General features: G+C 72.7%; 18 protein-coding genes. 9 read left to right on the top strand and 9 right to left on the bottom strand.

Annotated features, from left to right (window positions below; translation table 11 throughout):
• Positions 1-13: 13 nt before the first annotated feature.
• Complete coding sequence (locus ACFRU2_RS07960) at positions 14-967, top strand: hypothetical protein (protein ID WP_382969050.1); 954 nt, start codon at positions 14-16, stop codon at positions 965-967.
• Between the two features lie 28 nt (positions 968-995).
• Here ACFRU2_RS07960 and ACFRU2_RS07955 read toward each other — a convergent pair whose 3' ends face one another.
• The 3 genes from ACFRU2_RS07955 to ACFRU2_RS07945 form a co-directional block, all read right to left on the bottom strand.
• Complete coding sequence (locus ACFRU2_RS07955; protein ID WP_382969048.1) at positions 996-2468, bottom strand: sialidase family protein; 1473 nt, start codon at positions 2466-2468, stop codon at positions 996-998.
• Positions 2469-2740: 272 nt separating this feature from the next.
• Positions 2741-2947 (bottom strand): hypothetical protein, encoded by a 207-nt coding sequence (locus ACFRU2_RS07950; RefSeq protein WP_382969045.1) that lies wholly within the window; start codon positions 2945-2947, stop codon positions 2741-2743.
• A 175-nt stretch (positions 2948-3122) separates the two neighbouring features.
• Positions 3123-3398, bottom strand: coding sequence for a hypothetical protein (locus ACFRU2_RS07945; RefSeq protein ID WP_382969042.1), 276 nt, complete (start codon positions 3396-3398; stop codon positions 3123-3125).
• 176 nt (positions 3399-3574) lie between these two features.
• Here ACFRU2_RS07945 and ACFRU2_RS07940 point away from each other — a divergent pair, with 176 nt between their 5' ends.
• The gene (locus ACFRU2_RS07940) at positions 3575-3793 is read left to right on the top strand and encodes a hypothetical protein (protein WP_382969040.1); all 219 of its coding nucleotides are present in this window, start codon (positions 3575-3577) and stop codon (positions 3791-3793) included.
• 60 nt (positions 3794-3853) lie between these two features.
• On the opposite strand, the gene ACFRU2_RS07935 is transcribed toward ACFRU2_RS07940, so the two are convergent.
• Positions 3854-5926, bottom strand: a complete 2073-nt coding sequence (locus ACFRU2_RS07935; protein ID WP_382969038.1) for a SpoIIE family protein phosphatase — start codon at positions 5924-5926, stop codon at positions 3854-3856.
• A 419-nt stretch (positions 5927-6345) separates the two neighbouring features.
• Here ACFRU2_RS07935 and ACFRU2_RS07930 point away from each other — a divergent pair, with 419 nt between their 5' ends.
• The gene (locus ACFRU2_RS07930; protein ID WP_382969035.1) at positions 6346-6765 is read left to right on the top strand and encodes a nuclear transport factor 2 family protein; all 420 of its coding nucleotides are present in this window, start codon (positions 6346-6348) and stop codon (positions 6763-6765) included.
• Positions 6766-6839: 74 nt separating this feature from the next.
• Here ACFRU2_RS07930 and ACFRU2_RS07925 read toward each other — a convergent pair whose 3' ends face one another.
• From ACFRU2_RS07925 to ACFRU2_RS07905, 5 genes are all read right to left on the bottom strand, one after another.
• Complete coding sequence (locus ACFRU2_RS07925) at positions 6840-8267, bottom strand: serine/threonine-protein kinase (RefSeq protein WP_382969032.1); 1428 nt, start codon at positions 8265-8267, stop codon at positions 6840-6842.
• Complete coding sequence (locus ACFRU2_RS07920; RefSeq protein WP_382969616.1) at positions 8264-9073, bottom strand: serine/threonine protein kinase; 810 nt, start codon at positions 9071-9073, stop codon at positions 8264-8266. Before ACFRU2_RS07920 ends, ACFRU2_RS07925 begins: the two co-directional genes overlap by 4 nt.
• 477 nt (positions 9074-9550) lie before the next feature.
• Entirely contained in the window at positions 9551-11581 is a 2031-nt protein-coding gene (locus ACFRU2_RS07915) for a family 43 glycosylhydrolase (protein ID WP_382969030.1), read from the bottom strand.
• A gap of 99 nt (positions 11582-11680) precedes the next feature.
• Positions 11681-13189 (bottom strand): peptidoglycan DD-metalloendopeptidase family protein, encoded by a 1509-nt coding sequence (locus ACFRU2_RS07910; protein ID WP_382969027.1) that lies wholly within the window; start codon positions 13187-13189, stop codon positions 11681-11683.
• Positions 13186-14172 carry an alpha/beta hydrolase-fold protein gene (locus tag ACFRU2_RS07905; RefSeq protein ID WP_382969025.1) on the bottom strand — a complete coding sequence of 329 codons (987 nt, stop codon included), beginning with the start codon at positions 14170-14172 and terminating at the stop codon, positions 13186-13188. The genes ACFRU2_RS07910 and ACFRU2_RS07905 overlap by 4 nt, the downstream gene beginning before the upstream one ends.
• A 435-nt stretch (positions 14173-14607) precedes the next feature.
• On the opposite strand from ACFRU2_RS07905, the gene ACFRU2_RS07900 reads away from it, so the two are divergent.
• The 6 genes from ACFRU2_RS07900 (at position 14608) to ACFRU2_RS07875 (ending at position 23937) form a co-directional block, all read left to right on the top strand.
• Positions 14608-16281, top strand: a complete 1674-nt coding sequence (locus tag ACFRU2_RS07900) for a peptidase M23 (RefSeq protein WP_382969022.1) — start codon at positions 14608-14610, stop codon at positions 16279-16281.
• A gap of 130 nt (positions 16282-16411) precedes the next feature.
• Complete coding sequence (locus ACFRU2_RS07895) at positions 16412-16900, top strand: RICIN domain-containing protein (protein ID WP_382969019.1); 489 nt, start codon at positions 16412-16414, stop codon at positions 16898-16900.
• 107 nt (positions 16901-17007) lie between these two features.
• Positions 17008-18177 carry a serine hydrolase domain-containing protein gene (locus tag ACFRU2_RS07890; protein ID WP_382969016.1) on the top strand — a complete coding sequence of 390 codons (1170 nt, stop codon included), beginning with the start codon at positions 17008-17010 and terminating at the stop codon, positions 18175-18177.
• Positions 18178-18279: 102 nt separating this feature from the next.
• Positions 18280-19389, top strand: a complete 1110-nt coding sequence (locus tag ACFRU2_RS07885) for an alpha/beta hydrolase (protein WP_382969013.1) — start codon at positions 18280-18282, stop codon at positions 19387-19389.
• Positions 19390-19531: 142 nt separating this feature from the next.
• The gene (locus ACFRU2_RS07880; RefSeq protein WP_382969010.1) at positions 19532-21559 is read left to right on the top strand and encodes a PQQ-binding-like beta-propeller repeat protein; all 2028 of its coding nucleotides are present in this window, start codon (positions 19532-19534) and stop codon (positions 21557-21559) included.
• Between the two features lie 38 nt (positions 21560-21597).
• Positions 21598-23937 carry a PQQ-binding-like beta-propeller repeat protein gene (locus tag ACFRU2_RS07875; protein WP_382969007.1) on the top strand — a complete coding sequence of 780 codons (2340 nt, stop codon included), beginning with the start codon at positions 21598-21600 and terminating at the stop codon, positions 23935-23937.
• The last annotated feature ends 13 nt before the right edge of the window (positions 23938-23950 follow it).

Raw genomic sequence — 23950 nt, 5'->3', positions numbered from 1 at the left:
CAGAGAGGAAACCATGAACCATCTCGATGTCGTCCGGATGCTCGGCATGGTCGCCCCCGAGCGACCGGCGGGCGACGGATACGGGCAGATCGTGCCCGAGGACTTCGAACTGCTGCTCAACGCGGTCCCGCAGGGCCTGATCGCGGCTTCCGTGAAGCTCACTCGCTCCGAACTCCCCGTGCGTTCCCTGGAGGAGTTCACCTCGAGCGCGGCACTGCGCCTCGAAGACATGCGGTACTACCTGCACTCCCGGGAGCAAAGGCTTCCGCAATTCCTCTTCCCCGAGTCCCGCGGACTGGTGCCGTGGGGCCGCACCGCGAATGACGGCGCGCTGCTCTGGGACACTACCGCCCCCGACACCGCGGACTGGACGACCGTCCTCGCGGATTCCGATTTCCAGTTCTGGCTGGAACTCCCCTTCACCACATCGGAATTCATCGCACGGGAAGTATCGGGGCGCTCCGAAGAGACTCCCCTGTTCGAGACGGACGCGCAGTACATGTCGGGCTCGTGGCGCAAGCTCGCGGACGACAAGCGGGCGACGGCCATGGCACTGGCGGACCGGGACATCGCCGCGCTGGACGAGATCCTCGTCAAACTGCGGAGCCTCGGCGTCCCGGGCATCCGGCAGTACGCACACGAGCTGGTGGAACGGGATCGGAACGGGTCGCCCACCGCCCTCCCGGCGGACTACCTGGCCATCATGCGGGAGTTCCCCGGCGGGATCATCGCGGGCGCCCGGGTGTTCCCCGTCGCAGGGCTCACCTGGCTGGACGAGGACCGGCTGTTCCTGCAGTGGGGTGAGGTGGAAGGCCGGGTCATCGGCTGGCTCACGATGAAGAGCGACCCCCAGGAGTGGCGGGTCGCCTACATCGAGCCGGACGGCAGCTCCCTCACGCACCTTGAGGACCAGACCTTCGCCACCTTCCTGCGGCGTCGGCTGCACGGTAACAACTCGCTGTTCTGAGGCGGCGGTGACCCGCACCCGCCGTCGGTCAGCGGGTGCGGAAACTGCCGGTGTAGACGTCCGTGCGGTTGTGGGGCGCGTCGGAGTGGGTCTCGGTGAGCACCGCCCGTACACCCTCGCCGTCGGCCACCAGGCCTTGGTAGTCACCGAGGAAGTAGCCCCCGGCGAACGGCGCCTGCAGCCAGTCGAAGATCCGCGAGATGCGTCGCTCGGTCCGGCGCTTCGGGTCCCCGTGGGGCAGGGTGGCCAGTTGGTAGGCGGTGGGCAGGGTGGTCGTGTCGCCCGGCTCGAGGAAGCGCAGGTCGTAGTAGGTGAGTGCGACCGTGCCCCGCTCGTCGACCGCGATCGACGGGGAGAAGGCCGGCACGTCCTTCGGGCTGATCAACTCCGGGGTCCCCCAGGTGCGTCCGCCGTCGGTGGAGCGCACCAGCTGGACGGAGTCGAACCTGCCGCCGGAGAAGTCGGAGCCCTCGTACGCCATGTAGAGCGTGCCCGTCTTCGGGTCGACGGCCGGGCTGGGCAGGGTGGACGCGGCGCGCAGCAACCGGGTGGGGTCGTTCGGGTCGACCTCCGGTACGGAGGTGTCCCGGGCCGCGGTGACCGGGGCGCTCCAGGTCTCCCCGGCGTCGGTCGAGGTGACCACCTCGTAGCGGGCTTCGACGACGGAGCTCAGGTCGTCGGTGTAGGTGATCCGGTCGAAGAAGTCGTACAGGGTGCCGGTGTTCCGGTCGACGACGATCTGATGGCCGATGGTCTGGGTGTTGGGCACGCTGCCGGTGTCGACGAATTGCCGGGCCCCGCTCCAGGTGCGGCCGCCGTCGCGGGTCACGGAGATGTAGCCCGGACCGTCGAGGGCACCGGGGCCGGGCGGGTCGTTGTCGAGGCGGTTCCAGACCTGGTAGGCGGTGCCCTCGCGGATCGGGTCGGCGGTGATGGAGGGCTTGTCGTTGAAGAACGGCTGCTCGTCGACGTGCGTGGTGGTGAGGTTCTGCCACGTGCGGCCGCCGTCGCGGGAGGTGGCGGCCAGGAGGCCCGTGCGCGTGCTCTTGGTGAAGTCGACGCCCTCGCCGCTCGCGTAGACGGTGCCGTCCGGTCCGGTGCTCACCCAGGGGTCGGAGGCCCGTTCGAAGTCCGCTCCGCCCGGGGCGCAGAGGCTGAACGGCAGCGTGCTCCGGTGGAAGGTGTGGCCGTCCGTGCTCCAACTGGCCACCAGGCCACGGGCACCGCCGTCGTTCCAGCGGTCCTGCTGGAACACGGTGACCACGCGCCGGGAGTCGCGCGGATCGACGGACAGGTACGGCTCGACCTCGGTGCCCGGGTAGGCGATGCTGTCGGGGGACCTCGCTCCGATGGTGCAGTTCGCGTACGGGTCGTCTTGGGACACCTTGACCAGGGGTGCGCCGTCGGGGTTCCGGTCCGCTGCGGCGGGAGTCGCGCCGGTGACGGTGCCGAGCAGGAGCGCGGCGGCGGTGACGGCGGTCAGGGGCAGGACGACGCGCATGCGGGATCTCCTCCGGGCCTGTCGGCTGGGGCACGGAACCGCCGTCTTCGGGCGGCCCGGGGCGCGGAGGCGTACCGGAACGCGAGGGCGGGGCGACTCCGCTTGGTCCTTTTCGGCGTGGTGGCCGGTGCCCTTGATGGGCCGAACGACGGAGTCACCCCTGGATCGTGGAGGAGCATGGCGGAGCCGACCGGCGGTCGTACCGTGCCGGTCGGCTCCTCGTTGGTGCTGTTACGTGCCTTTGCGGGCCGCTACGTACGTGTGCCGGACCGTCAAGTGATCCTCGGCTTGGTCCCGTCGGGCAGCACGCAGACGTCGCCGCCATACGCGACGGAAGCGATCTGTCCGCCGGCGGCCGTGCACTCGTCTCTGGAGATGTTCGGAGACGAGGCGGCTCCTGCGCTGACCGCGCCGAAGGCGCTCATGCCGGCCAGGGTTGCCGAGGCCAGCGCCAGGCCCAGGATTCTTCGCATGCGCATGACTTCCTCCTCCTCTCAGGCGCCTTCGTTCGGCCTTCGGGAAGGACAAGTCTCAAGACGACGGCGCCCTCTTACTCAGCATGGGCGCTCCCCATGAGGCCCGCGAGGCGGGGGCCGGGCGCCGCGCCCGGGCGGTGACCGTCCGGCTGCGCACCGGTACGCCGCGTGCGCGTCGCTAGCGCGGTTCGTGGGCGGCCATCCGGCAGGCACCGGTCGCGGCGCCGCCCGCCACTCCGGCCTCGCTCAGCCCGGTCACACAACTCTGCAGGTCTCCGGACACTCCACGGCTGCAGGCCGCCGCAACGGACTCGGAAGAGGTGGCACCGGCCAGTTCGGCCATCTGCGTACAGGCGGGGATGTCCGCCCGGACCGCGGGAGCGGCGAGGACGGCGCCGCCGAGGATGAGGGTCAGGCCGGTGACGGCACCGGCGATACGGGTCGACGTGCGCATGGACGCACCTGCCTTCCGGGTTGGCCGGGTCCTGGTCCTCCCTCCAGCGTCGCACCCTCTCCCCCGCGCGGCACCCGACGGCACGGTCACCGGTGTGGCCCAACAGGACGTGCCACTCCCATGAGTGAGAAGCTGGATAGTGCCCCCACAGAGGCAACCCGCGAAAGGGGAACCGCATGCGCATTCGACGAATTTTCGCCGCCGTCATCGCCACGGCAGCCCTCGCCGGATTCGGCCTCACAGGCGTGGCCACCGCCACCGCCGCCACCGTCGCACAGGGCGCCCCATCCGTCGTCACCCCCTCCGAATGCAAGGACGGCGGCGGAACGCCCGCGATCAATGACGATGGCAACTACTGCCAGGGCGGTACGAAGGACGGGGAGCAGATCGACTAACCCCACAAGGCGCCCCGCAGCCACGCGCCGCGGGGCGCTTCGCGCGCGCTGCCCGAACCCTCACGGAAGCCCGCCGATGCGGGCGACCAGGAGTGCCACGTCGTCGTCGGCCGCCGCCGGAACGAGGTGGGTGATCAGCGAGTCGCACAGGTGGTCCAGCTGCCGCTGCGGATCCGCGAGCAGCTGCGTCAGCTCGTCGAGCCGTTCGTCGAGGTCGCGGCCCCGGGCCTCGATCAGTCCGTCGGTGTAGAGCACGAGAAGGCTGCCGGGAGGCACGCTGATGTCGGTGGGGGTGAAGTCGATGCCCCCGACCCCCAGGGGGACACCGGGCGGGGTGTCCAGGAGGCGGACCGTGCCGTCGGGGAGCACGAGTGCGGGCGGCGGGTGTCCGGCCCGGGTGACGGTGCAGTGTCCGGTGGCCGGGTCGCAGACGACGTACAGGAAGGTGGCGAGCATAGGCTCGGCGAGGTCGCCGAGGACGGCTTCCAGCTGGTGCAGCAGCCGTACGGGCGAGAGGTCCAGGCGGGCGAGGGCCCGTACGGAGGCGGACAGCCGGCCCATGACCGCGGCGGCGGCGATGCCGTGCCCCATGACGTCGCCGATGAGCAGGGCCGCCTTGCCGTCGGCCACGGGCAGGACGTCGTACCAGTCCCCGCCGATCTCGTTGACGTCGCTCGCGGGGAGGTAGCGGTGGCTGACCGCGATGCCGGGGGGCGGGGTGATGTGCTGCGGGAGCATGCTGCGCTGGAGGATGACCGCAGTGTCGTGCTCGTGATGGTAGAGCCGGGCGTTGTCGATGCTGAGCGCGGCGCGGGCGGCGAGTTCACCGGCGAGGGTGACGTCCTCGGAGCCGAAGGGTCCTATCGGGCGCGTGCGGTAGAAGGTGGCGACGCCGAGCACCGTCTCCCGGGCCACCAGGGGCGCCATGACCAAGGAGTGCACGCCCACCGCGACCAGCTGGGCGGGCTTGGCCGTGTGCCGGGCGGCGGGGGCGACGGCCTGTTCGTCGAGACGGGCGGTCAGGAAGGGCTGCCGGGACGCGAGGGCCTGCGTGTAGGGGGCGGCGGCGGGGAAGACGAGCGTCCTGCCGAGGGGGGCGAGGATGTCGGTCACCTTCGATCCGGACAGCGGGGCCTTGCCGAGGCGCCGCAGGGCGGCCCCGCCGGTCAGCCCCATGCCGGGCTCGTCCCCGCGTGCCAGGGCGTCCAGGACGTCCACGGTGACGGCGTCGGCGAGGCGCGGTACGGCGAGATCGGCGAGTTCCTGCGCGGTGCGCTCCAGGTCGAGGCTGGAGCCGACCCGGATGCTGGCCTCGCTGAGCAGGGCGAGGCGGCGGCGGCCGGCTTCGGCTTCCACGTGGTCGCGCTGCTGCTCGGTGATGTCGACGAGCGAGGCGATGACGCCGATCGGCATGCCGGCGGGATCCTCCACCCGTACGTAGGAGCACGACCACACGCGGTCGTGGTCCGGTTCCGACGGAGTCCGTCCGACACGGCGGCGGTCGAGGACGGGCCGCCCGGTCTCCAGCACCTGCAGCATGGCCTCCTCCATCTCGCGGGCGTTCACCTCCGGGAGGATCTGCGCCAGGCGACGACCCACGTGTGCCGATTCCGGCAGACCGTTCATGGCTTCGAGCGCGGCGTTGACCTGCAGGAACCGCAGCTGCGAGTCGAGAATCGCGATGCCGACCGGCGAGCGGGCGAACAAGCCGTCCCATACCGCCGACGACCCCCGGATGCGCCGTGCCGCGTGGGCATCGGCGGCGAAGACCAGCACGGTGGCCACCTCGTACCGGCGGTCGGACACCGGAGAGGCCCAGATCTCCAGCTCCAGCGGGTGCCCGTCGCGGTGCCAGGCGGTCACCGTGCCCATCACGCCCCGCCCGGCCGCCGCGGCTTCCCAGAGCGAGCGGCCCAGGCTGCGATCGGATCCTGGATGGAGGAGGTCCGCGATGTTGCGCCCCAGCATCTGCGGAGGGGCGTAGCCGAGCAGTTCCTGGGCGACCTGGTTCCAGCGCACGATCGTCCCGTCCGCGCTGGTGGCCACCAGCGCGACAGGCAGTGCGCCCAGCCATCCGCCGGCCGCCTGCGCGGCGCTGCTGATCAGCTCGTCGACCGGGACGCGCTCGTTCATCTGGCACCTGTACCCAACGCCGCAGTCTCCCCTGCGCCCGCGGTCGCCGTCGGGCCCCGAGTCGCTCGGGCGGGCCCTCCGGGAACCGGGTCCTACGGATCCATCGTCCGCCCGGTCGGCATGACACCGCCTCCCGAGGCCGTCCGGGCCGACGGACCGGGGCGGCACCCCCGCCCTCGGCGCCCGGCCGGCACAGGCATGCATGCGGATGTTTCGCGCCTACCCGCCAGGTAGGGGCACATCCAGACCGAAGGGGCCGCATTAGCCGATACGCCCGCACGGAGGGATTCTGGAAACCGCTGGGATGACAGGGCCCTGAGTCCGAGGAGGCACGTCATGACACACAGCGAAGAGTGGAAGGTCGGCGTCTACCTGATCGAGGAGGACGGCACGGCCAAGGGATTCGAGGCCCGTCTCCGATGAGCAGCAATGACAATGGCGCGAGCGACCGCGACGGCTTCCTGGTCTGGGTCCACACCGCCCTGTACGAGGCGGAGCTCGCGCTGCACAACGGCAACCCGGCGCCCCGCCGGGCTCTCTGGTCACGCAACGAGCCCGTCAGCGTCCTGGGCGCATGGCGCAACGCCAACGGCCAGCAGGAGCTCGACGAGCTCTTCGCCGCACTCGGCAAGAGCTTCTCCGACTGCACCTCGTACACGTTCGAATTGCAGGCGTACGACGTCGTGGGCGACATGGCCTACACGGCCGGCTTTGAACACACCTCCGCCTCTGTCGACGGGCAACCACGCACGTACACGTTGCGGGCCACCCAGGTGTACCGCCGTGAGGACGGCAGGTGGCGGGTGGCTCATCGCCATGGCGACACCGCTGCCGAATGAGGCCGTCCCCTGCGAGGCGGGGGCCCGCACCACACGCCCGTGAAGGCGCACCGGCCGGGGACGTCAGCCTCCGGTCACGGGGCCGGGCAGCCCTGTAGTGCCGGGCGGTCCTTCGTGCGGACTGCGGGGAGCCACGCTGTGGGGGGTGTGGAGCCGGGCGGGAGGCGGACGTGGAACCAGCGGGTGGACTGCAGGTCCGCCTCGTCGATGACGGCCCGGCCGTCGGGCAGCTGGCAGTCGACGGCGAGGACGTCGCCGTGCCACACCCGGGACGGTACGACGTTGTCCGCGGTGTACTGGCGCATCGGGTCGATCGCCAGGCCCAGACTGCACTGCGGGTCCCGGTCGGCCCGCTCCTGGCAGCCCTTCTCCGCGTTGAACACCCGGATCGTGCCGGCGGCCGCGCCCTCCGGGCCGTCCAGTGCCGAGGAGCTCGCCCGTGCCGCGTCCGACCACAGGGCCGTACCGGCGATCCCGCAGAGCGCGGTGGTGAGGATCGCGGCGCGGGCCCGGCCCCACAGCCGTCCCCCGCCCCTCCCGCCCGCCCCCTGTTCGGCGGCGATGCGGGCGAGCAGGCTCTCCGCGGTGTGCCGGGCACGTGCCGCGTGGGTCGGGGCGAGGCAGTCGGCGGCCAGTGCGCGCCAGAACGGCGGCACGGCCTGGTCCATGCGCAGCGGCGCGCGCCCTTCTCCGTACTCCTGGACGGCGGCGCCCCGTGCCATGGGTGTGGCGCCGGAGAACGGGGAGGCGCCGGAGCCGAACACCTCGTGGATGATGATGCCCAGGGCCCAGATGTCGGCACTCGGCCGGACCTCGACGCCCAGCTCCCCGAGGGGTGCCCGCCAGCGCTCGGGCGGAAGGTAGTCCAAGGTGCCCATGGGGGGCGCGTACCCGTGGGTTCCCGTCATCCGGGTGGCCAGCCCGAAGTCCGAGAGCTTCACGGAGCGGTCGCGGTCCAGCAGGACGTTCTCCGGCTTGAGGTCTGCGTGAACCCAACCCGACCGGTGGAGATGGGCCAGTCCCTCGCAGATCCCCGCGATCAGCCGGGGGCGGTCGGCCTCGGCCACCCCCGCGTCGAGGAGGTCCCGCAGGCTGCCCGCGGCCCGCTCCATGACCAGCACGATCGCGCCGTCCAGGGCGGGGCGGTCCGGTGCCTCGAGGACGAAGGAGTCCACGAGCCGGATCAGCCGGCCGTGCCCGGCCCTGCGTCCCAGTTCGACCTCGCGGCGGGCGGACTCCACGATCCTGCGCGTCTGGCGCGGGGCATACCCGGCGGTCGGCATGATTTTGAGAGCGACGTCGGCGGGTGCCGCGGACGCGCGCCCGGGGGCCCGTCCGGTCCGGTCCGGGTACCTGTCGGCGGGCCGTGCGGCGTAGACCGTGGACCAGCCTCCGGCCCCGATCAGGTCGGTGATCGTCCAGTTCCGCACCCGGTGGCCGGGCGGGAGCAGGTCCGTACCGTCGCATTCCGTGATGTCGCGCAGGGTGCGGGGTGTCGTCATCGCGCGGCCTGCCGCTCCCGCCCGCCGGCCCCCGTCAGGGGTGGCAGCAGCGTCAGGTGCTCCTCGCGCACGAGCCCGAACCGCAGGGCGAGCCCGACGATCTCCTCCCGCTTGCCGTTGCGGCGGTCGCCCTTGCCGGGTTCGCGCGGGTCCGAGGCGCCGATGCGCAGCTTCTCCTCGGCGAGGTAGTCGATGTGGGAGCTGACGGCGCGCGCGGTCAGGGTGGCGCAGGCGACATGGCCCCTGAGCCGTTCGACGATCTGGGGCGTGGTGGGGACCGCGACGCGGGACTGATCGCGCAGGCGCGGTTCGCAGAGCGCGAGGAGGACCAGGAAGTAGGTGGCCGTCTCGTCCAGCGAGTAGGCGGTGACCGTGAGGCGGCCCCAGGGGGCGCCCATGGCCTCCGGGTCCAGGTAGACGTGATCGGGAGCGAACACCTGGAAGGAGACGGGTACGTCGCTGCGGGTGGGCAGCACGACGCGCGAGAACTCGAACGGGACGGGCGCCCCGACCCTGCGGGGCGGAACCCTCAGGTACTCCCCGGCACCCTCCGGGTTCTCCACGAGGTAGCTGTGGGTGGCGCTGTGGTTCGTCAGCTGCCAGTGGTCGTCGGTCACGCGGATCTCCCCGGCGAGCCGGGAGATCGCCGCGTCGGCGAGGCGGAGCTCTACGGGGACCTGCGCGGATCCGCGTCCGAAGCGGGCGACTTGGCCCGGTCCGAGCCGTAACGTCACCGCATCGCCGTACGGTTCGCCGCCGTCGGCGCCACTGCACCCCTGCGGCAGATGGACGACCACCCCGCTCACCGCTCCCCCCGTTCCACGCGTCATTGCCGGACCGACGAGTGGAACAATACTCATCTCTCAAGGGAGTTCACCGGCGCACTTCAGCCACTTCGGCCGGGACGGCACGTCGGGTCGGACGGCCCGCACCAGTCGCCCCGGGAGGCTCTCCGAGCCCCCTTGCCGGGAGGCTTGCCGGCACTCTCCTCGCGGACGGCACCCCCTGTGTCCCGGGTCACTCCGACCCTCCTGCGGCGACGGCGGTTTGGGGTCGTTTCCGGCTCTCCGGCGAGCGGTTCGGGGGAAGTTGTCGTGTCGCGGCGAGCGAGCGCGGCATACCGCCACCGCGGGCGGGGCGTGCGGGATCGGCCCTTGCGCCCCTGTTCGCGGACGTCGCGTACGGGACCTGGCGAGGTGGGGAAGGTCACCGTGCCCGGGGAGCCACGGCCCCGCAGAACCGCCCTTTCGTCCCTTTCACGTGGCGCGATCCGCACTCCGGGTTCAGAGTGCGGGGCGGCCCGATACGACGGGTGCGACCGTCCGGTCGCCGAAGGACGTCCACGGCCGCCACCCGCCGCTCGGCCGGTCCTGGACGCGGGTGCGCATCCTGCCTTCGGTGGTGACGGCGAAGACGTGCGTGCGTCCGGTGGGGTCGAGCGCGGCCGCGGGCGTGGCGGCGAGCCTGATGCCGGGCTCCCCGAACTCCCCGCCGGAAGCCCAGATTCCGCCGGGAGCGCTCTGCCAGCGGTGGTCGAGCCGGGCACCCCCGGGCGTCAGCGAGAACGCCTCGAGGCGGCCGTCGGCGTTGGCGGCGAACGCCGGGGCGGCGGCGCTCCAGCCGAACATCGGCAGCCACTCGTCCCAGCCTCCGTTCGGCACGGACTGCCGCCGGCTGAAGGTTCCCACGCCCGACGGTCCGATCGCGGCGACGGTGAGCCGGCCGCTGCCGTCCCTGGCCACCCGCGGTGCCGCGCCGGACGCGGTGCCGAAGCGCTGCCACGCGGCGGTCCAGGCGCCGCCCGGCGTTTCCTGCCACCGGTGGAAGATCCCGGCGCCGCCGGGCGAGAGGGCGAACACCTCCAGCCGGCCGTCGGCGTTCGCAGCGACCACCGGCGGTGCGCCCGCGGCACCGCCGAAGTCCGTCTCCCACGGGTCCCAGGCCGAGGACCCCGGTGCCCCCTGCCGTCGCCGGGCGACGGAGGCGCCGCCGGGGCTCAGGGCGAACGCCTCCAGCCGGCCGTCGGCGCCGCGGGCGACGGCCGGGGCCGCGCCGGCCGGGCCGCCGAACTCCTCCCAGTCGTACCAGCCGCCGTCCGGACGCTGGGCCCGGTGGTGCAGGTTGGCTCCCCCGGGGGCGAGCGAGAACACCTCGAGCGCGCCGCCGGCGTTGCGGCCGAGCGTGGGGACCGCACCGGCCGGCCCGCCGAACGTCTCCCACGGCGACCAGCCGTCGGTGTCCGGGTCGAGCTGGACGCGGCGGAGCATCGAGCGGTCGGAGGCGTCGAGCGCGAACAACGTGAGGCGGCCGGCGGCGTCGAGGCCGGTCACCGGATTGTCCGTGCTCTGCCACGGCGGTGGCGCGTCCCGCCACTGGAGGGGCGCCACGTGCAGCCCGCCCCGGAACCAGCCCGCGGCGCTCGCGTACCAGGTGTCCCCGTCGGCGACCACTTCCACGGCGTGACCGGGCACGTGGCCCGCGTAGCCGTCCAGCTCGAAGTGGAAGGGGTCCCGGGACGCCAGCACGTCCGTGCCCTCGTAGCCGCCCCGCGGGCCGATGAACAGGTAGTACCAGCCGTCCCGTTCCACGACGTACGGAGACTCGGTGACCGAGACGGTCGTGTCCGTGGTCGCGTCGGTGAACACGGTGCCCGGTTCGCTCCAGTGCACCAGATCCGCGGACCGTCGGCAGGCCACGACATGGTGGCCGCCGGGGCCCGAGAGTTCCGTGTAGTACATGACCCACTCGCCGCCGACCCGCAGGACCATCGGGTCACGCGCCGCGAGTCCGCGGAACAGCGGGCCGGAGGGCTCGCGCGTCCAGGTGAACAGGTCGGACGAGGTGGCGAGGCTGATCGCGGCGCCGCTCGCGCCGCCGGCTGCGTAGAACATCCAGAACCTGCCGCCCGCCTCCACGACGTGGGGCGCCCACAGGTGCTCCTCGCCGAAGTAGGACGGGGCGAGGGTGAGTGCGTCGGCGTGGGTGGTCCACGGGCCGTTCGGGCTCGGCGCGGAGGCGTGGGCGAAGGAGGTCTCCCTCGTACTGTCGGGGGATTCGCCGCGCGGCGCGCTGCGTCCGACGATGCTGAACAGGTGCCATCGGCCCTGCGCCTTGATCAGCGTGTGGTCGTTGAGATAGCGCGGGCCCTCGGCGGTCGAGGGGTCGTAGACGTACGTGAAGGGTCCAGCGCCGACCCATCGCGGGGGCGGTGCGGCGTCGGCGGCCCGGGCCGCGGCCCGGCCGTAGCCCAGGAACGGCAGTGCGCCCGCCCCTGCGGCGCCCAGCAACAGGTTCCGTCTGCTGATCGGAAGCATGAGTCTCTCCAGGCAGGCCGCGTGGTCGGCCGGGCCCCTGCGGGCACGGCCGACCACGGGTCGGGGTGGGGGCGGTCGGAGGGCGTCGGGAGCGGGCCGTCAGTCGAGGGCGGGGCCGGCGGTGTTGTTGAGCCAGGCCCAGTCGGACCAGCTGGAGAAGCCGGTCTGCCATCGGTGGTAGGTGCCGGCGTGGCTGGTCCCGAAGACTTCGATCCGCCCGTCGGCGTTGGCCACCGCCGTGACTTCGGTGCCGCCTCCGCCGAAGGCGGACCAGTCTCCGTAGGACGCGTTGACGGCCGTCTGCCAGGCGTGCACGGCCGTACTGCCGTTCATCGCGAAGACCTCGACCCGTCCGTCCGCCGTGCGCGCACTGGTGAGCTGCGCGTCGGCGGGACCGCCGGTCGGCTCCCAGTTCGACCAACCGGCCGGGCTCGTCTGGTACTTGTGGAACACACCCTCCGGGCCGGAGGCGAAGACCTCCAGACGGCCGTCGGCGTTGTGGTCGACGGTGAGGTCGTGGCCGCCGCCTCCGAAGGCGTCCCAGTTCGACCAGCCGCCGTTGGGGGCCGTCTGGTATGTGTGCTGGAAGGTGCCGGCGCTCAGGGCGAACACCTCGAGCCGGCCGTCGGGCGACTTCTCCATCTCCAGGCGGCCGTTGGCGGGGCCTCCGCCGGTGGGCTCCCATTCCGACCAGCCGCCGTTGGGGGCGACCTGGTACCGGTGGAAGACGCCGGACGGGTTGGAGGCGTAGACCTCGATCCGGCCGTCGGCGTTCACTCCGGCCGCCGTGTCGTGCCCGCCGCCGCCGAAGGCCTCCCAGTTCGACCAGCCGCCGGAGGGAGAGAGCTGCCAGCGGTGCTGGAACGTGTTGCCGGCCAGGGCGAACATCTCCAGGCGGCCGTCGGCGTTGGGGGCGATCGCCAGTTCGGCGTTGCCCGGCCCGCCGAGCTGCTCCCAGGCCGACCAGTTGCCGTTCGCCTCCTGCTGCCAGGCGTGCTGCACACCGTCGGCGCCGGCGGCGAACACCTCGAGGCGTCCGTCCGCCGACCTCGCCGACACCACCCGGCCCGACTCCGCCGGATACACCAGCGGCTTGGGCCGCGGACCGCTGCCCGGGGTGCACGGCAGCACGACGCCGCGCTCGCCGAGGTAGGCCTCGGGGTCGATGCCCCAGGAGGCGGACTGGTCCCCCCAGATCCGCAGGTGGAGGTGGGGGCCGTCGACGTTGGTGCCCTCCGCGCCCACCAGGGCGATCTGCTGGCCGGCCACGACGTGGTCGCCCTCGAAGACGTCCCGCCTGGACATGTGGCCGTACTCGGAGATCCTCCCGTCGGGGTGCAGGATGCGGATCCACTGGCCGTAGTCGCCGACGTATCCGGAGATGGTCACCACCCCGTCGCCCACCGCGTAGATCGGTGTGCCGAGGGCGGCTCCGATGTCGACGCCGTTGTGGCCGCTGTGGAAGTGCTGGGTCACGGGCCCGGTGGTCGGGCAGGCAGCGGCGAGTTCGGCGGTCCGGGCCTCGGCCGAACCCGTGACGGCCAGCGCCGACAGCGCCGAAAGGAGGACGGCAGCCGCCGTGAGAACGCGGCTCAGGGGGCCGTTCACGCCTTGCGCAGCCGGTCGATGATGCCGTTGATGTCGTGCTCCAGCAGATCCCGGCGGATATAGTGGCCGCCGCCCACCTCGTGCTGCTCGTAGGGAATGCCCACGCGGTCGAGGTTCCACTTGAACTCCCGCTGGGTGGCCAGCACCAGGGTCTCGTTGGCGTAACCCTGGATGTCCTCGGGGCTGGTGCCGGCGACCAGGAAGACCCGCTTGTTCCGGTAGCTCTCGATGCGCTCGCACGGGTTGTCCGCGCTGACCCGGGCCTGGTCCCAGAAGGGCGCGCCGTAGATGGTGCCGCCGTTCAGCTCCACGGCGGCGGAGGAGGCATTGGCCCAGTGGGTCACCAGGTCGCCGTTGCCCCCGCGCAGGTTGGCCGGGCCGGAGTGGGCGCTCACCGAGGCGAAGTGGCCGTAGTACTTGGCCGCGTACTTCAGGGCGCCGAAGCCGCCCATGGAGAAACCGGAGACGGCGCGGCCGTCGTACTCGGCATAGGTACGGAAGTTCGCGTCGACCCACGGGATCAGCTGCCCGATGTGGAAGTGCTCCCAGTTCCGGGCGCCGATGTTGGAGCTCACCGGGTTGGAGTACCAGCCGGCGCGCCCGCCGTCGGGCATCACGACGATGATGTCCTTCCAGGCGGTCAGACCCCGGATGTCGTGGAACCGGTCGAAGGTGATGAAGTCCTCCAGCCCACCGTGGAGCAGGTAGAGGACGGGGTAGCGGCGCCCGCTGGTGTGGTAGCCGTCGGGCAGCAGCACGTTGACGGCCGGGGTCCAGCCGCCGATGGCGGAGGTCTGGAACCGGTAGTACCACATCCGGTGATCCTGCTCGCCGCGTTCCGTGATGTGCAGGCCGGGGATGTCACCGACGGCGGAAGCGGTCGACGCGGCGGCGAGGACTCCCGCGCCACCCATGGCCATCGCGGCCGTGAGGCCGCCGGCGGTCTTCAGGATGTTCCTGCGGCTGGGGTGCTGCGCGCTCACTGTGTCCTCCTGGTCGGGAGCCTGACGATGCGTCTGGAAGGTAGCAACGGTGCACGGGTCCGCAGACCCCGGAAGGTTCCGGACTGACAGGTGTGCGCACGTCGATTAAGGGCGGTGGGGGGAGCTGCCGGAACCGCCGCCGCCGCGTCTCGACGGCGGCGTCTCCTTCCAACGGATGAACGACAAACGGCCGGTGGAGCGACTGATCGGCCTGCTCCCCCACGGGCCGGAGCGGTCGACAAGGTAGTCGCGGGGACGCCGCGGAAGCATCCGGAACGATCCGGAGTGACAGGGGCGACGGCGCCCGGTGAACTCTGTGGGCCCGGACTCCTCCGGTCGGTGTCCCGATGCGCGTCGGACAGGGCGGCCGCCGCGGTCGGCAGCCGAAAGGCGAGCGGATACCGCGCACTTCAGTTCACGACAGAAGGGATCACCATGGCGATATCCGGCTTGTGGCGCGTGTTCACCAGACTGGCCTTCGCGGCCGGCATATGGGCGCTGGTCCTCGGCATGACCGCCTCGGTCGCCTCCGCCGCGTCGCCCGCACCCGTTCCGGGCCCGGGCCCGGGCGGTGACCGCTCCGGCGTCTCGCGGTACTTCAGCGGCCCGCAGGGCTTCGCCATTCCGACCGTACCGTGCGATCCGGCCGGCCCGTCGGCCACCGACGGCATCCTGGCCGACCAGCTCAACCCGCAGCTGCAGGCGAAGATGGCCGGCTACATGAACGCCTACAAGGTGTCCTGCGCACGGCGGGTGACGCAGGCGGTGAAGGACCGGGGCCTGAACCAGCGGGCCGCGACCATCGCCATCGCCACGGTCATCGTGGAGTCCAGCCTCAACAACTACGCCCAGGCAGTGGACTACACCAGCCTCGGGCTGTTCCAGCAGCAGGACTGGTGGGGCACCCGGGAGGAGCGTCTGGACCCGGTCTACGCCACCAACGCCTTCTTCGACGAGGTGGAACGGATGTATCCGGGCGGCTCGTGGAACAACGAGGCGGTCGGAGAGGTGTGCTGGCACGTTCAGCGGCCGAGGGAGGACCTGCGCGGCCTGTACGCCATCGAGGCGGGCGACGCGGCACTCATCGCCAACGCCCTGTGGTCCGGTACGAGCGCCGGCGGCCCGAAGCACCCGTACGGGTCGGGCCGGGTGACCACCGGGCGGTCCGCGGACGGACGGCTCGAGGCCTTCGCCGCCGGCGCGGACGGCGTCTACCACTCGTGGCAGACGGCGGTGAACGGCGGCTGGTCGCAGTGGCGCTTCGAAGGGGGGCCGCGCAACGCTCAGTTGGCCGTGGCATCCAACGCGGACGGCCGCCTGGAGGTGTTCGCGCTGTCGGACAGCACCTTCGACCACATGTGGCAGACCTCGCCCGGCGGGAGCTGGTCGGCCTGGGGGAACTTCGGCGGCGGAGGATACCGGCTGGCCGCGGGCACCAACGCCGACGGCCGCATCGAGGTGTTCGCCTCGAACGCGACGGGCGTGTTCCACCGGTGGCAGACCGCCCCCAGCGGCGGTTGGGCCACCTGGGAGGGCACCGCCGGCGGCCCCGCGAACTCCCGGCTCGCCATCGAGACCGCGGCCGACGGGCGCCTCGAGGTCTTCGCGCTCTCCGACTCGACCTTCGAGCACCTCTACCAGACCGGAGTCAACGGCGGCTGGTCCGCCTGGGAGAACTTCGGCGGCGGCGGTCACGACCTGTCCGCCGGCTACAACCAGGACGGCAGGCTCGAGGTGTTCGCCTCCAATGCCAACGGCGTGTTCCACCGCTGGCAGACCAGCCCGACCTCCTGGTCGGACTGGGCGGGCATGGGCGGCATCACCAATGCCGAACTGACCGTCGCGCGGACGGCCGACGGCCGGGTCGAGGTGTACGCGATCAACGCCAACGCCGCGAGCCACGCCTGGCAGACGCGCCCGAACGCCCCGTTCTCGGAGTGGGAGACCTTCGGTGGCGGCGGCACCGAGATCGCCGCGGGCACCAACGCCGACGGCCGCATCGAGGTGCTCGCCACCAGCCACGCCGGTGTCTACCACAGGTGGCAGACCGGCTTCGCCACGTGGTCGGAGTGGGCCTGGCTGAACGATGCCGGTCCGGCGGTCGCTTAGCACTCCAGCACGCTCCTGTGGTCAGGGAGGGGCCTGTCACTCCGGATGGTTCCGGGTGTCCTGTCCCCTCCCCCGGCTTCTAGCTTGTGGCCCGACCAGTCCCATGGACACGAAGGAAACGACGGATCACATGCGCGTCACACGAACTCTTCTGCTCGGCGGGGCCTTTGCCCTCGCCTCCCTCACCCCGGCGTCCGGCGCCGTGGCCGCCACCTCCGGCACGACCGCCACCTCCGGGTCGGCCGTCCAGGCAAGGACGTCGGACGCCGTCCAGTCCTTCCGGAACCAGGCCACGAGCCGGTGCATGGACGACACCGGCAACGGCTTCCGCACCTGGAGCTGCAACGGCTCGAATCCGCAGCAGTGGAGCGTGCACGTCTGGGGTGACGGGACGCGCCAGTTGGCGAACATCAACACCGGCCGCTGCATCGAGGACACCAACAGCGGCTTCCGCACCGCGGTCTGCAACTCCAGCCCGGAGCAGAGCTGGTGGATCAAGGTCTGGGACGACGGCACCGTCCGCTTCCAGAACCAGCACACCTCGCGCTGCATCGACGACAGCTCCCAGGGCTTCCGTACCTGGGCGTGCAACAGCCTTCCGTACCAGAGCTGGTCCTGAGCCCGATGGGGACGCACGGCGAAAGCCGCTCCCCTTCCGGCAGTCCAGGCAGTTCCGGCAGTTCCGGCAGTTCCGGCAGACGATTCCCTCCACGAGGAGCAGGTTCGATGATGAAGTTGCAGCTGACCGCGTTACGGTTCTCGCTCGTCCTCGGTGTGGCCGGTGCGCTCCTGGCGGTGCCCACGGTCGCGCAGGCACAGGCACGCTCAGAGGCGCAGGCCCCGGCCCGGGCGACCGCGGACCACTCCGCCACGCTCGCGGCCCTGAACGAGCTCAAGGCGGGCGGCGGTCCGGGGGCCGGCGTGTACGCGGGGACCCGCGAAGCCTCGTGGAACCTCTCCACCGGCACGGCCACCGTCAACACCAACGATCCGATCGGCCCGGACGAGTACTACCGCGTCGGGAGCCAGTCGAAGACCTTCACCGCCGTCGCCGTACTGAAGCTGGCGGAGGCGAACGGGATCGGCCTCGACGACCCCATCGAGCGGCACCTGCCCGGTGTGGTCTCCGTGAACGGCTACGACGGGAACCGGATCACCATCCGGCACCTCCTCCAGCACACCAGCGGCATACCGGTCAACGGCCTCCCGCTCGCCCAGGCCCGCCCGGACGGCTCGTACACGCTCGCGGCCCTGGTGCAGGACGGCCTGCGCTTCGCCCCGGCCTCCCAGCCGGGCGCCGCCTTCCAGTACTCGAACACCAACTTCGAGATCCTGGGCATGCTGATCGAGAAGATCACCGGCCTGCCCCTGCACCAGGCCGTCACCCAGCAGGTGATCCAGCCGCTCGGCCTGGCCCACACCCGCTTCCCCGCCCCGACGGACCGCGCCGTGCCGAGCCCGGCGATCCACGGCTACCGGGGCACCCGCATCGGCTCGTTCTTCTTCTGGCTGGACGGAACGGCGTTCGAACCGTCCACCTTCTACGGATCCGGCGCCGTCATCTCCACACTCCGGGACATGACCGCCTTCTACCAGGCGATCGTCGACGGCACGGCGCTCTCGCCCGCGAACCTCGCCGAGATGGAGAAGACCTTCGAGCTCGGGCAGCCCGGCTCGGGGAACGGCTACGGCCTCGGGTTGTTCAAGATCGCCCTGCCCTGCGGCGGCACGGCCTGGGGACACGACGGAGCCGTCCCCGGCTACTACTCGCAGACGCTCGTGACCGAAGACGGGCGGCACGCCTCCGTGATGACCAACGCGCATCTCGTGACGAACATCCCGGGCGCGCAGATGTACAAGACCCTGACCAGCGCCCTGTGCGAGACGTCATCCTGACCCTGGCCCTGACCCTGGCCTGACCCTGGCCTGGCCCTGCGCCTGGCCCTGCGCCTGGCCCTGACCTGCCGCAGGACCAGCCTCACAGAAAGGAGAGCCACCGTGCGCTCCCTGCTCACCGGCGCGGCCGGCTTCCGCGCCGCGATTCGGTCCACCGTGCTGACCGCCGCCGCCGTGGCGACGGTCGCGGCGACCGCCCTCACCGGCTCCACGGCCCACGCCGCCGGCGTCGCCGACGCCCCCACGATCCCGGCCTTCGCCGACGGGCAGGGTCTGACCCAGGTCGCCGGAGCCGCCGAGGTGCGCTCCGCGACCGACTTCACCCTCACCGTCACCACGCCGCAGCTCTCCGGCCGGCACCAGGTACGCATCTTCCTGCCGAGCGGCTACTACGCCGAGCCGGGCAAGCGCTGGCCGGTGACGTACTTCCTGCACGGCGGTGCCGGCACCGTGAACGACGCCGCCGCGGCCCCGGCCCTGCGGGACGACCGGATGATCACCGTCGTACCGGACGGCGGCCTGAAGGGCTGGTACGCGAACTGGCGCATGCAGAACACCGCCGAGGGCGCCGCCAACTGGGAGACCTTCCACCTCCTGCAGGTGGTCCCCTTCATCGACGCCAACCTGCGGACCCTGCCCGACCGCGGCCACCGTGCGGTCGTCGGCCTGTCGATGGGCGGCTTCGGGGCCCTGCACTACGCCCAGGCCCGCCCCGACCTGTTCGGGCGCGTCGCCTCCCTGTCCGGAGGCATCGACTTCGGCCTGTGGGAGGTCCGTGCCGCGGTGCTGGCCACGGAGCTCAACCTGACCGGCGCCTGGTGCGCCTCCACCACCTCGGGTACCGGCAACTGCACCGGCTACGGGCCGGTGGTGGACAGCGACGCGATCTTCGGCTCGCCGTACGCGATCTTCAACGACCGGATCTGGAACGAGGTCAACCCCGCCTCGCTCGCCAACCTGGGCAAGCTCGCCGACACCGGGGTCACCCTCTACACCGGCGACCAGGGACTGATCGACGGCAAGACGGTGGTCGCCTCCACCAACGTCGCGAACCGCCTGAACCAGCTGGGCATCCCGAACCGCTTCGTCAACTACGGCAACGGCTCCGCCCTGTCGCCCACCTGTAAGGGCGACCACAGTTACACCTGCTGGGCCCCGGCCCTCGCCGACTACATCCCGCGCCTCGCGGACGAGTTCGCCCAGACCGGCTGAAGCACCCCGCTCGCCCCCGCCCCACCGGACCCGCACCAGCGGGCCCGGTGGGGCGGTCGAGCCCCGCCACCACTCCCCCTGGGGCGCGTCAACTTTATTGATTCCAAGGCTGGTTGACTGCCACACGCATACGATCAACGCCATGACACCAGTGATCGCCCCGCTGCCGGGCGGCACGCCCGCGCAGCTCGGAGGTCACCGGATCCTGGGGGTGCTCGGGGCCGGCGGCATGGGGACGGTCTACCTCGCCCGCCGCCGGGGGCGTCCGGTCGCCCTCAAGACCATCCGGCCCGAACTCTTCCGCGACGTGGACCTGCGGGAACGGTTCACCCGCGAGGCCGCCGCCGCGGCGGCGGTCCGCAGCCCCTTCGTCGCCACCGTGCTCGGCTCCTCGACCTCCGAGCAAGTGCCTTGGATAGCCGCCGAATTCGTCCCCGGCGTGACCCTTGCCGACGCCGTACTGCGGCACGGGCCCCTGCCCGCGCCCGCCGTGCGCGTCCTCGCCGGGGCGCTCGGCCGGGCCCTGACGGCCCTCGGCGCTGCCGGGGTGGTGCACCGCGACCTGAAGCCCTCGAACGTCATCCTCGGCGCCGACCGCCCGCGCGTCGTCGACTTCGGCATCGCCCGGGTGACCGGCGACGCCACCTTGACCGCGACCGGGCAGCGCCCCGGAACGCCCGGCTACATGTCGCCCGAACAGGTGGTGAAGGGCCCCCTCGGGCCGCCCAGCGACGTCTTCTGCCTGGGCGCGCTGCTCGTCTTCGCGCTGACCGGCCGGCACGCCTTCTACGACGGGGACCCGGTCCGCTCGGACTTCCGCATCGCCTACGAGGCCCCCGACCTCACCGACGTTCCGGCCGAGCTGACGCCCGTGATCCGCGGCTGCCTCGAGAAGCAGCCGGAAGACCGGCCCGCCGCCGCGGAAGTGGCTGCGGAACTCGACCCGCAGGGCGCCGCCCTGCGCGCCGCCACCCGCTGGCTGCCGCCCACGGTGCTCGCCGACGCCGCCGAGATCGCCCGGGCCGCAGCCGCCCTGGGCGCCGGCCCGCGGCTGCCGACCCGACGCAGGGTGCTCACCGGTGCCGGGGCCGCCGTACTTCTCGCGGCGACCGGCGCCACCGCCCTGCGCGCCCTCCAGGAGGACGACGGTCCCGGCCTCACCCCCGCCCCCCGCTGGAACGGTCCGCCCGGCACGGTGCCGGGGCCCCTGTGGTCGTACGACGGCGCCGCGGCGCAGCCGGCCTTCGGGCCGGTCGACCTCGACGGCCGGGTGTGCTTCGCGGACGGCGACGGCACGCTCCTCCTCCAGGATCCGGTTGCGGGCGGACGGCGCCGGAGCGGACCGGTGGTGCGCGACCTCGTCGGCGGCCGCAGGCCCGTCGCCCTGGACCCGGACGGCGCCCTGCTGTTCCTGGACCACGGCAGCGGTACGGTCCGCCACCGCGTGCGCAACGGGGCGACCGGGTTGCTCGCCGCCGACGAGGACCAGGTCTACGTCCTCGACGCCGACGGCCGCCTCGCCGCGCTCAAGCGGGCGGACGGCGCGGTGCGCTGGCGCGTGCCCGTCTCCGTGTCGGGCACGGCGCTCTCCGCGGCCGCCGGGTACGGGCGGCTGATCCTGGCCTCCGCAGCCGGCGGGGTGGTGGCCCTGTCCTCCGCCGACGGCGGCCCCGTGTGGCGGCGGCCCGCCGGCACCGACGCCTCACGGACGGCCCTGGCCGCGGGCGGAGTGCTGCTGGGCGGGGCCGGAGACCGGACGCTGACCTGCCTGGACCGGGAGCGCGGCGAACAGCTGTGGACCCTGCCCGCGGACGACAGCGCGGGCTTCGGCGTGCCCGCGCCGGTCGGCGACACCCTGTACGTCGCCGACGGCAGCCAGCTCCGGAGCATCGACGTGAAGACCGGGGCCCCCGCCTGGACCGTGCTGGCCGCCGAGGAACTGGCCCGGGACCAGGCTCCGTTGGTGGCGGGATCCGGGATCTTCGCGCCGCTGCGGAAGCCCGAGCTCGGCATCCTCGTGGTGCACGGCGGGCGGGCAGCCGAGCAGTACGTGTTCGCACCGGCCCCGGCCGGGGAGGTCCGGGCCGACGTTCCCTGGCGGGGAACGGTCGCCGGAGGCAGCGTCGTCTGGCAACGCGGCAGCGCGGTCCGCGCCCTGCCGGGCATGTGACCGGCCCCTGGCAGGGCCACGAGGTGAGGGGGGAACGCATGGGGGGCGGACGTCTGGGCGAGGGCTTGCGCCCCGAAGACCCGCGGTCGGCCGGGCCGTACCGACTGCTGGCCCGTTGGCCCGGCCCCCGGCCGGTGCCGCCGCGGGGCGGCATGTACGTCGGCCGCGACCGGAACCACGGGCACGCCGTGGTGTGCCTGCTGCCCCCGGCCGCGTACCGGGCGGCCGAGACGCTGCGCCGAGGGCCCGTGCCGGGAGTGCCGGCCGTACTGGACCTGAACACGGGGACCGAGCCCGCCTGGGTGGCCCTCGGACACACCCCGGCCGTGTCCCTCTCCGACGTGGGACGGCGGCCCGGAACGGAGTCCGGCACCCTGCCCCTGGAACAGTCGGTGCGGCTCGCCGCGGAGATCGCCGACACCCTGGCCGCCCTGCACGCCCGGGGCATCAGCTACGGCGCGGTGGCGCCCGACGGCGTCTGGCTCACCACGGGCCGCCCGCTGCTGATGGCCGTGCACGCCTGCCGTACGCCGTCCCCGGGCCAGGGGCCGCGACCCCAGGCAGAGCCCGGGCGGCCCGCACCGCACAGCCGGGTGTCGACCGTGCCCGCCGCCTTCATGGCCCCGGAAGTGGCCGCGGGGCAACCCTCCTCCGCCGCTGCCGACGTGTACTCCCTGGCGGTGCTGCTGCTCCACACGGCCACCGGGCGGCTGCCCTTCGGGGACGGCCCGCCGCCCGTGCTGGCCTACCGCGCCCTCCACAACCGGCCCGAACTGCCCGACCTGCCGGGAGAGCTGGGCGAGGTGGTGGCCGCGGCGCTGGCCGCCTCCCCGGATGACCGCCCCACCGCCGCAGAGCTGTGCCGGACGCTGGCCCCCGGCGGGCAGGACGCGGAGCGGACACCGGACCCGCTGCCCGGCCGGGTCGTCGCCGCACTGGCCGTACGCACGCAGGCGATCGCCGACCTGGAGATGCCCGATACGGATGCCGATGCCGATGCCGACGGTGACGGTGACGGGAAGGGGGACGGACCTGCGGACGACCCGGCCCCGGCGGGCGCCGATGCGCACCAGCCCCCGCACCCCGCCACCCAGGTGGAGACGCCCTCGCCCCCCGGCCCGGCTCCGGCCCCGGCCACGCCCGACGCGGCGGCCCGGCCCACCCGCCGCCGGGTCCTGTCCGGCCTGCTGACCGGCGCGGCGGGCGCGGCCCTGGGGGTCTCCGGGACCCTCGCCTGGTCCGCCCTGACCCGCGCGGACGGCCGTACCGGACCGTCCGCGGCAGGGAGCGGTTCCGGTACGAGCCCCCGCGTACCCGGCATGCCGCCGGCCGCACTGTGGCGCCTAGACGACCCGACGGCCCGCACCCGGCTCCTCCCGGTGAGCAGCGCCGACCATTGCCTGATGACGCGTGGCGACGCCCTGTACGGGCACGACCTGCGCACCGGCAAGGAGGTGTGGCAGCTGCCCGACGGCGGCAGCACCCCGCCCGTCCACGTGCAAGGCGACCGCTTCCTGACGGCCACGCGCGAGGGGCTGTCGCTCTGCTCGATGCGGGACGGCCGTACCCAGTGGCTCCAGCGAAACGAGCAGCTCGCGGGGGTGCTCGCCGCCGACGGCGCCACGGCGTGGCTGCTGTTGGCGGACGGGAGTCCGGCGGGCGGATACCTGCTGGCCGCCTTCGACCTGGACCACCGCAAGGAGGTGTGGCGCACCCCGCTGCCGAGCGGATTCGGAAAGGCGCAACTCGCCACCGCCGTCGGACCCGAAACGGTCGTCGTGGAGATCCAGGAACCCCGCCGGGCGTTCCTGGACGTCTCGGCGGTCCGGACCCACACGATCGCGGGCTTCGAGCGGAGCAGCGGACGCATGCTCTGGAACCGTTCCTACCCCGACGTGCACTCCGGCCCCGCCTCCGTGGTGGACCCGGCGGGCGGCGGCCGGCTGTTCCTGCTCTCCCGCGGTCGCGCCCACGCCTACGACTTGAAGACCGGCACCCGGCTGTGGGAGTCGCAGGCCCTGGTCGCCGGGACCAACGCCCCGCCCCTCTTCAGCGGCGACACCCTGTACCTGGCCGACGACGGCACGGGCCCCATCGTTGCCGTCGATCCGGACACCGGGCGGACGCGGTGGGAGCAGACGCTCACCGAGACCCTGGAGTGGAACATGCTCGGCGGCATGACCGCGAGCGACTCCGGGCGCACCCTCTACCTCGCGACCCTGCACCAGGTCACGGCGACCGGCCTCCCCTCGGGCAAACGGCTGTGGCAGACCGGTCTCGCGGGGGTGGAGGCCAGGGAACCGTTCCAACTCGCTGCGGCCCCCGGCACCTTGCTCGTCGCCCGGCCGTCCGCCGTCGTCGCCCTCCCGGCGGACTGACCCGCCTACGACC

Origin of the sequence: Streptomyces sp. NPDC056883, from assembly GCF_042788835.1 — a bacterium.
GTDB classification, from domain to species: Bacteria; Actinomycetota; Actinomycetes; order Streptomycetales; family Streptomycetaceae; genus Streptomyces; species Streptomyces stoeckheimensis.
Note: the sequence above shows the minus strand (reverse complement) of the source record. Positions and strands in the feature narration are given on the sequence as shown.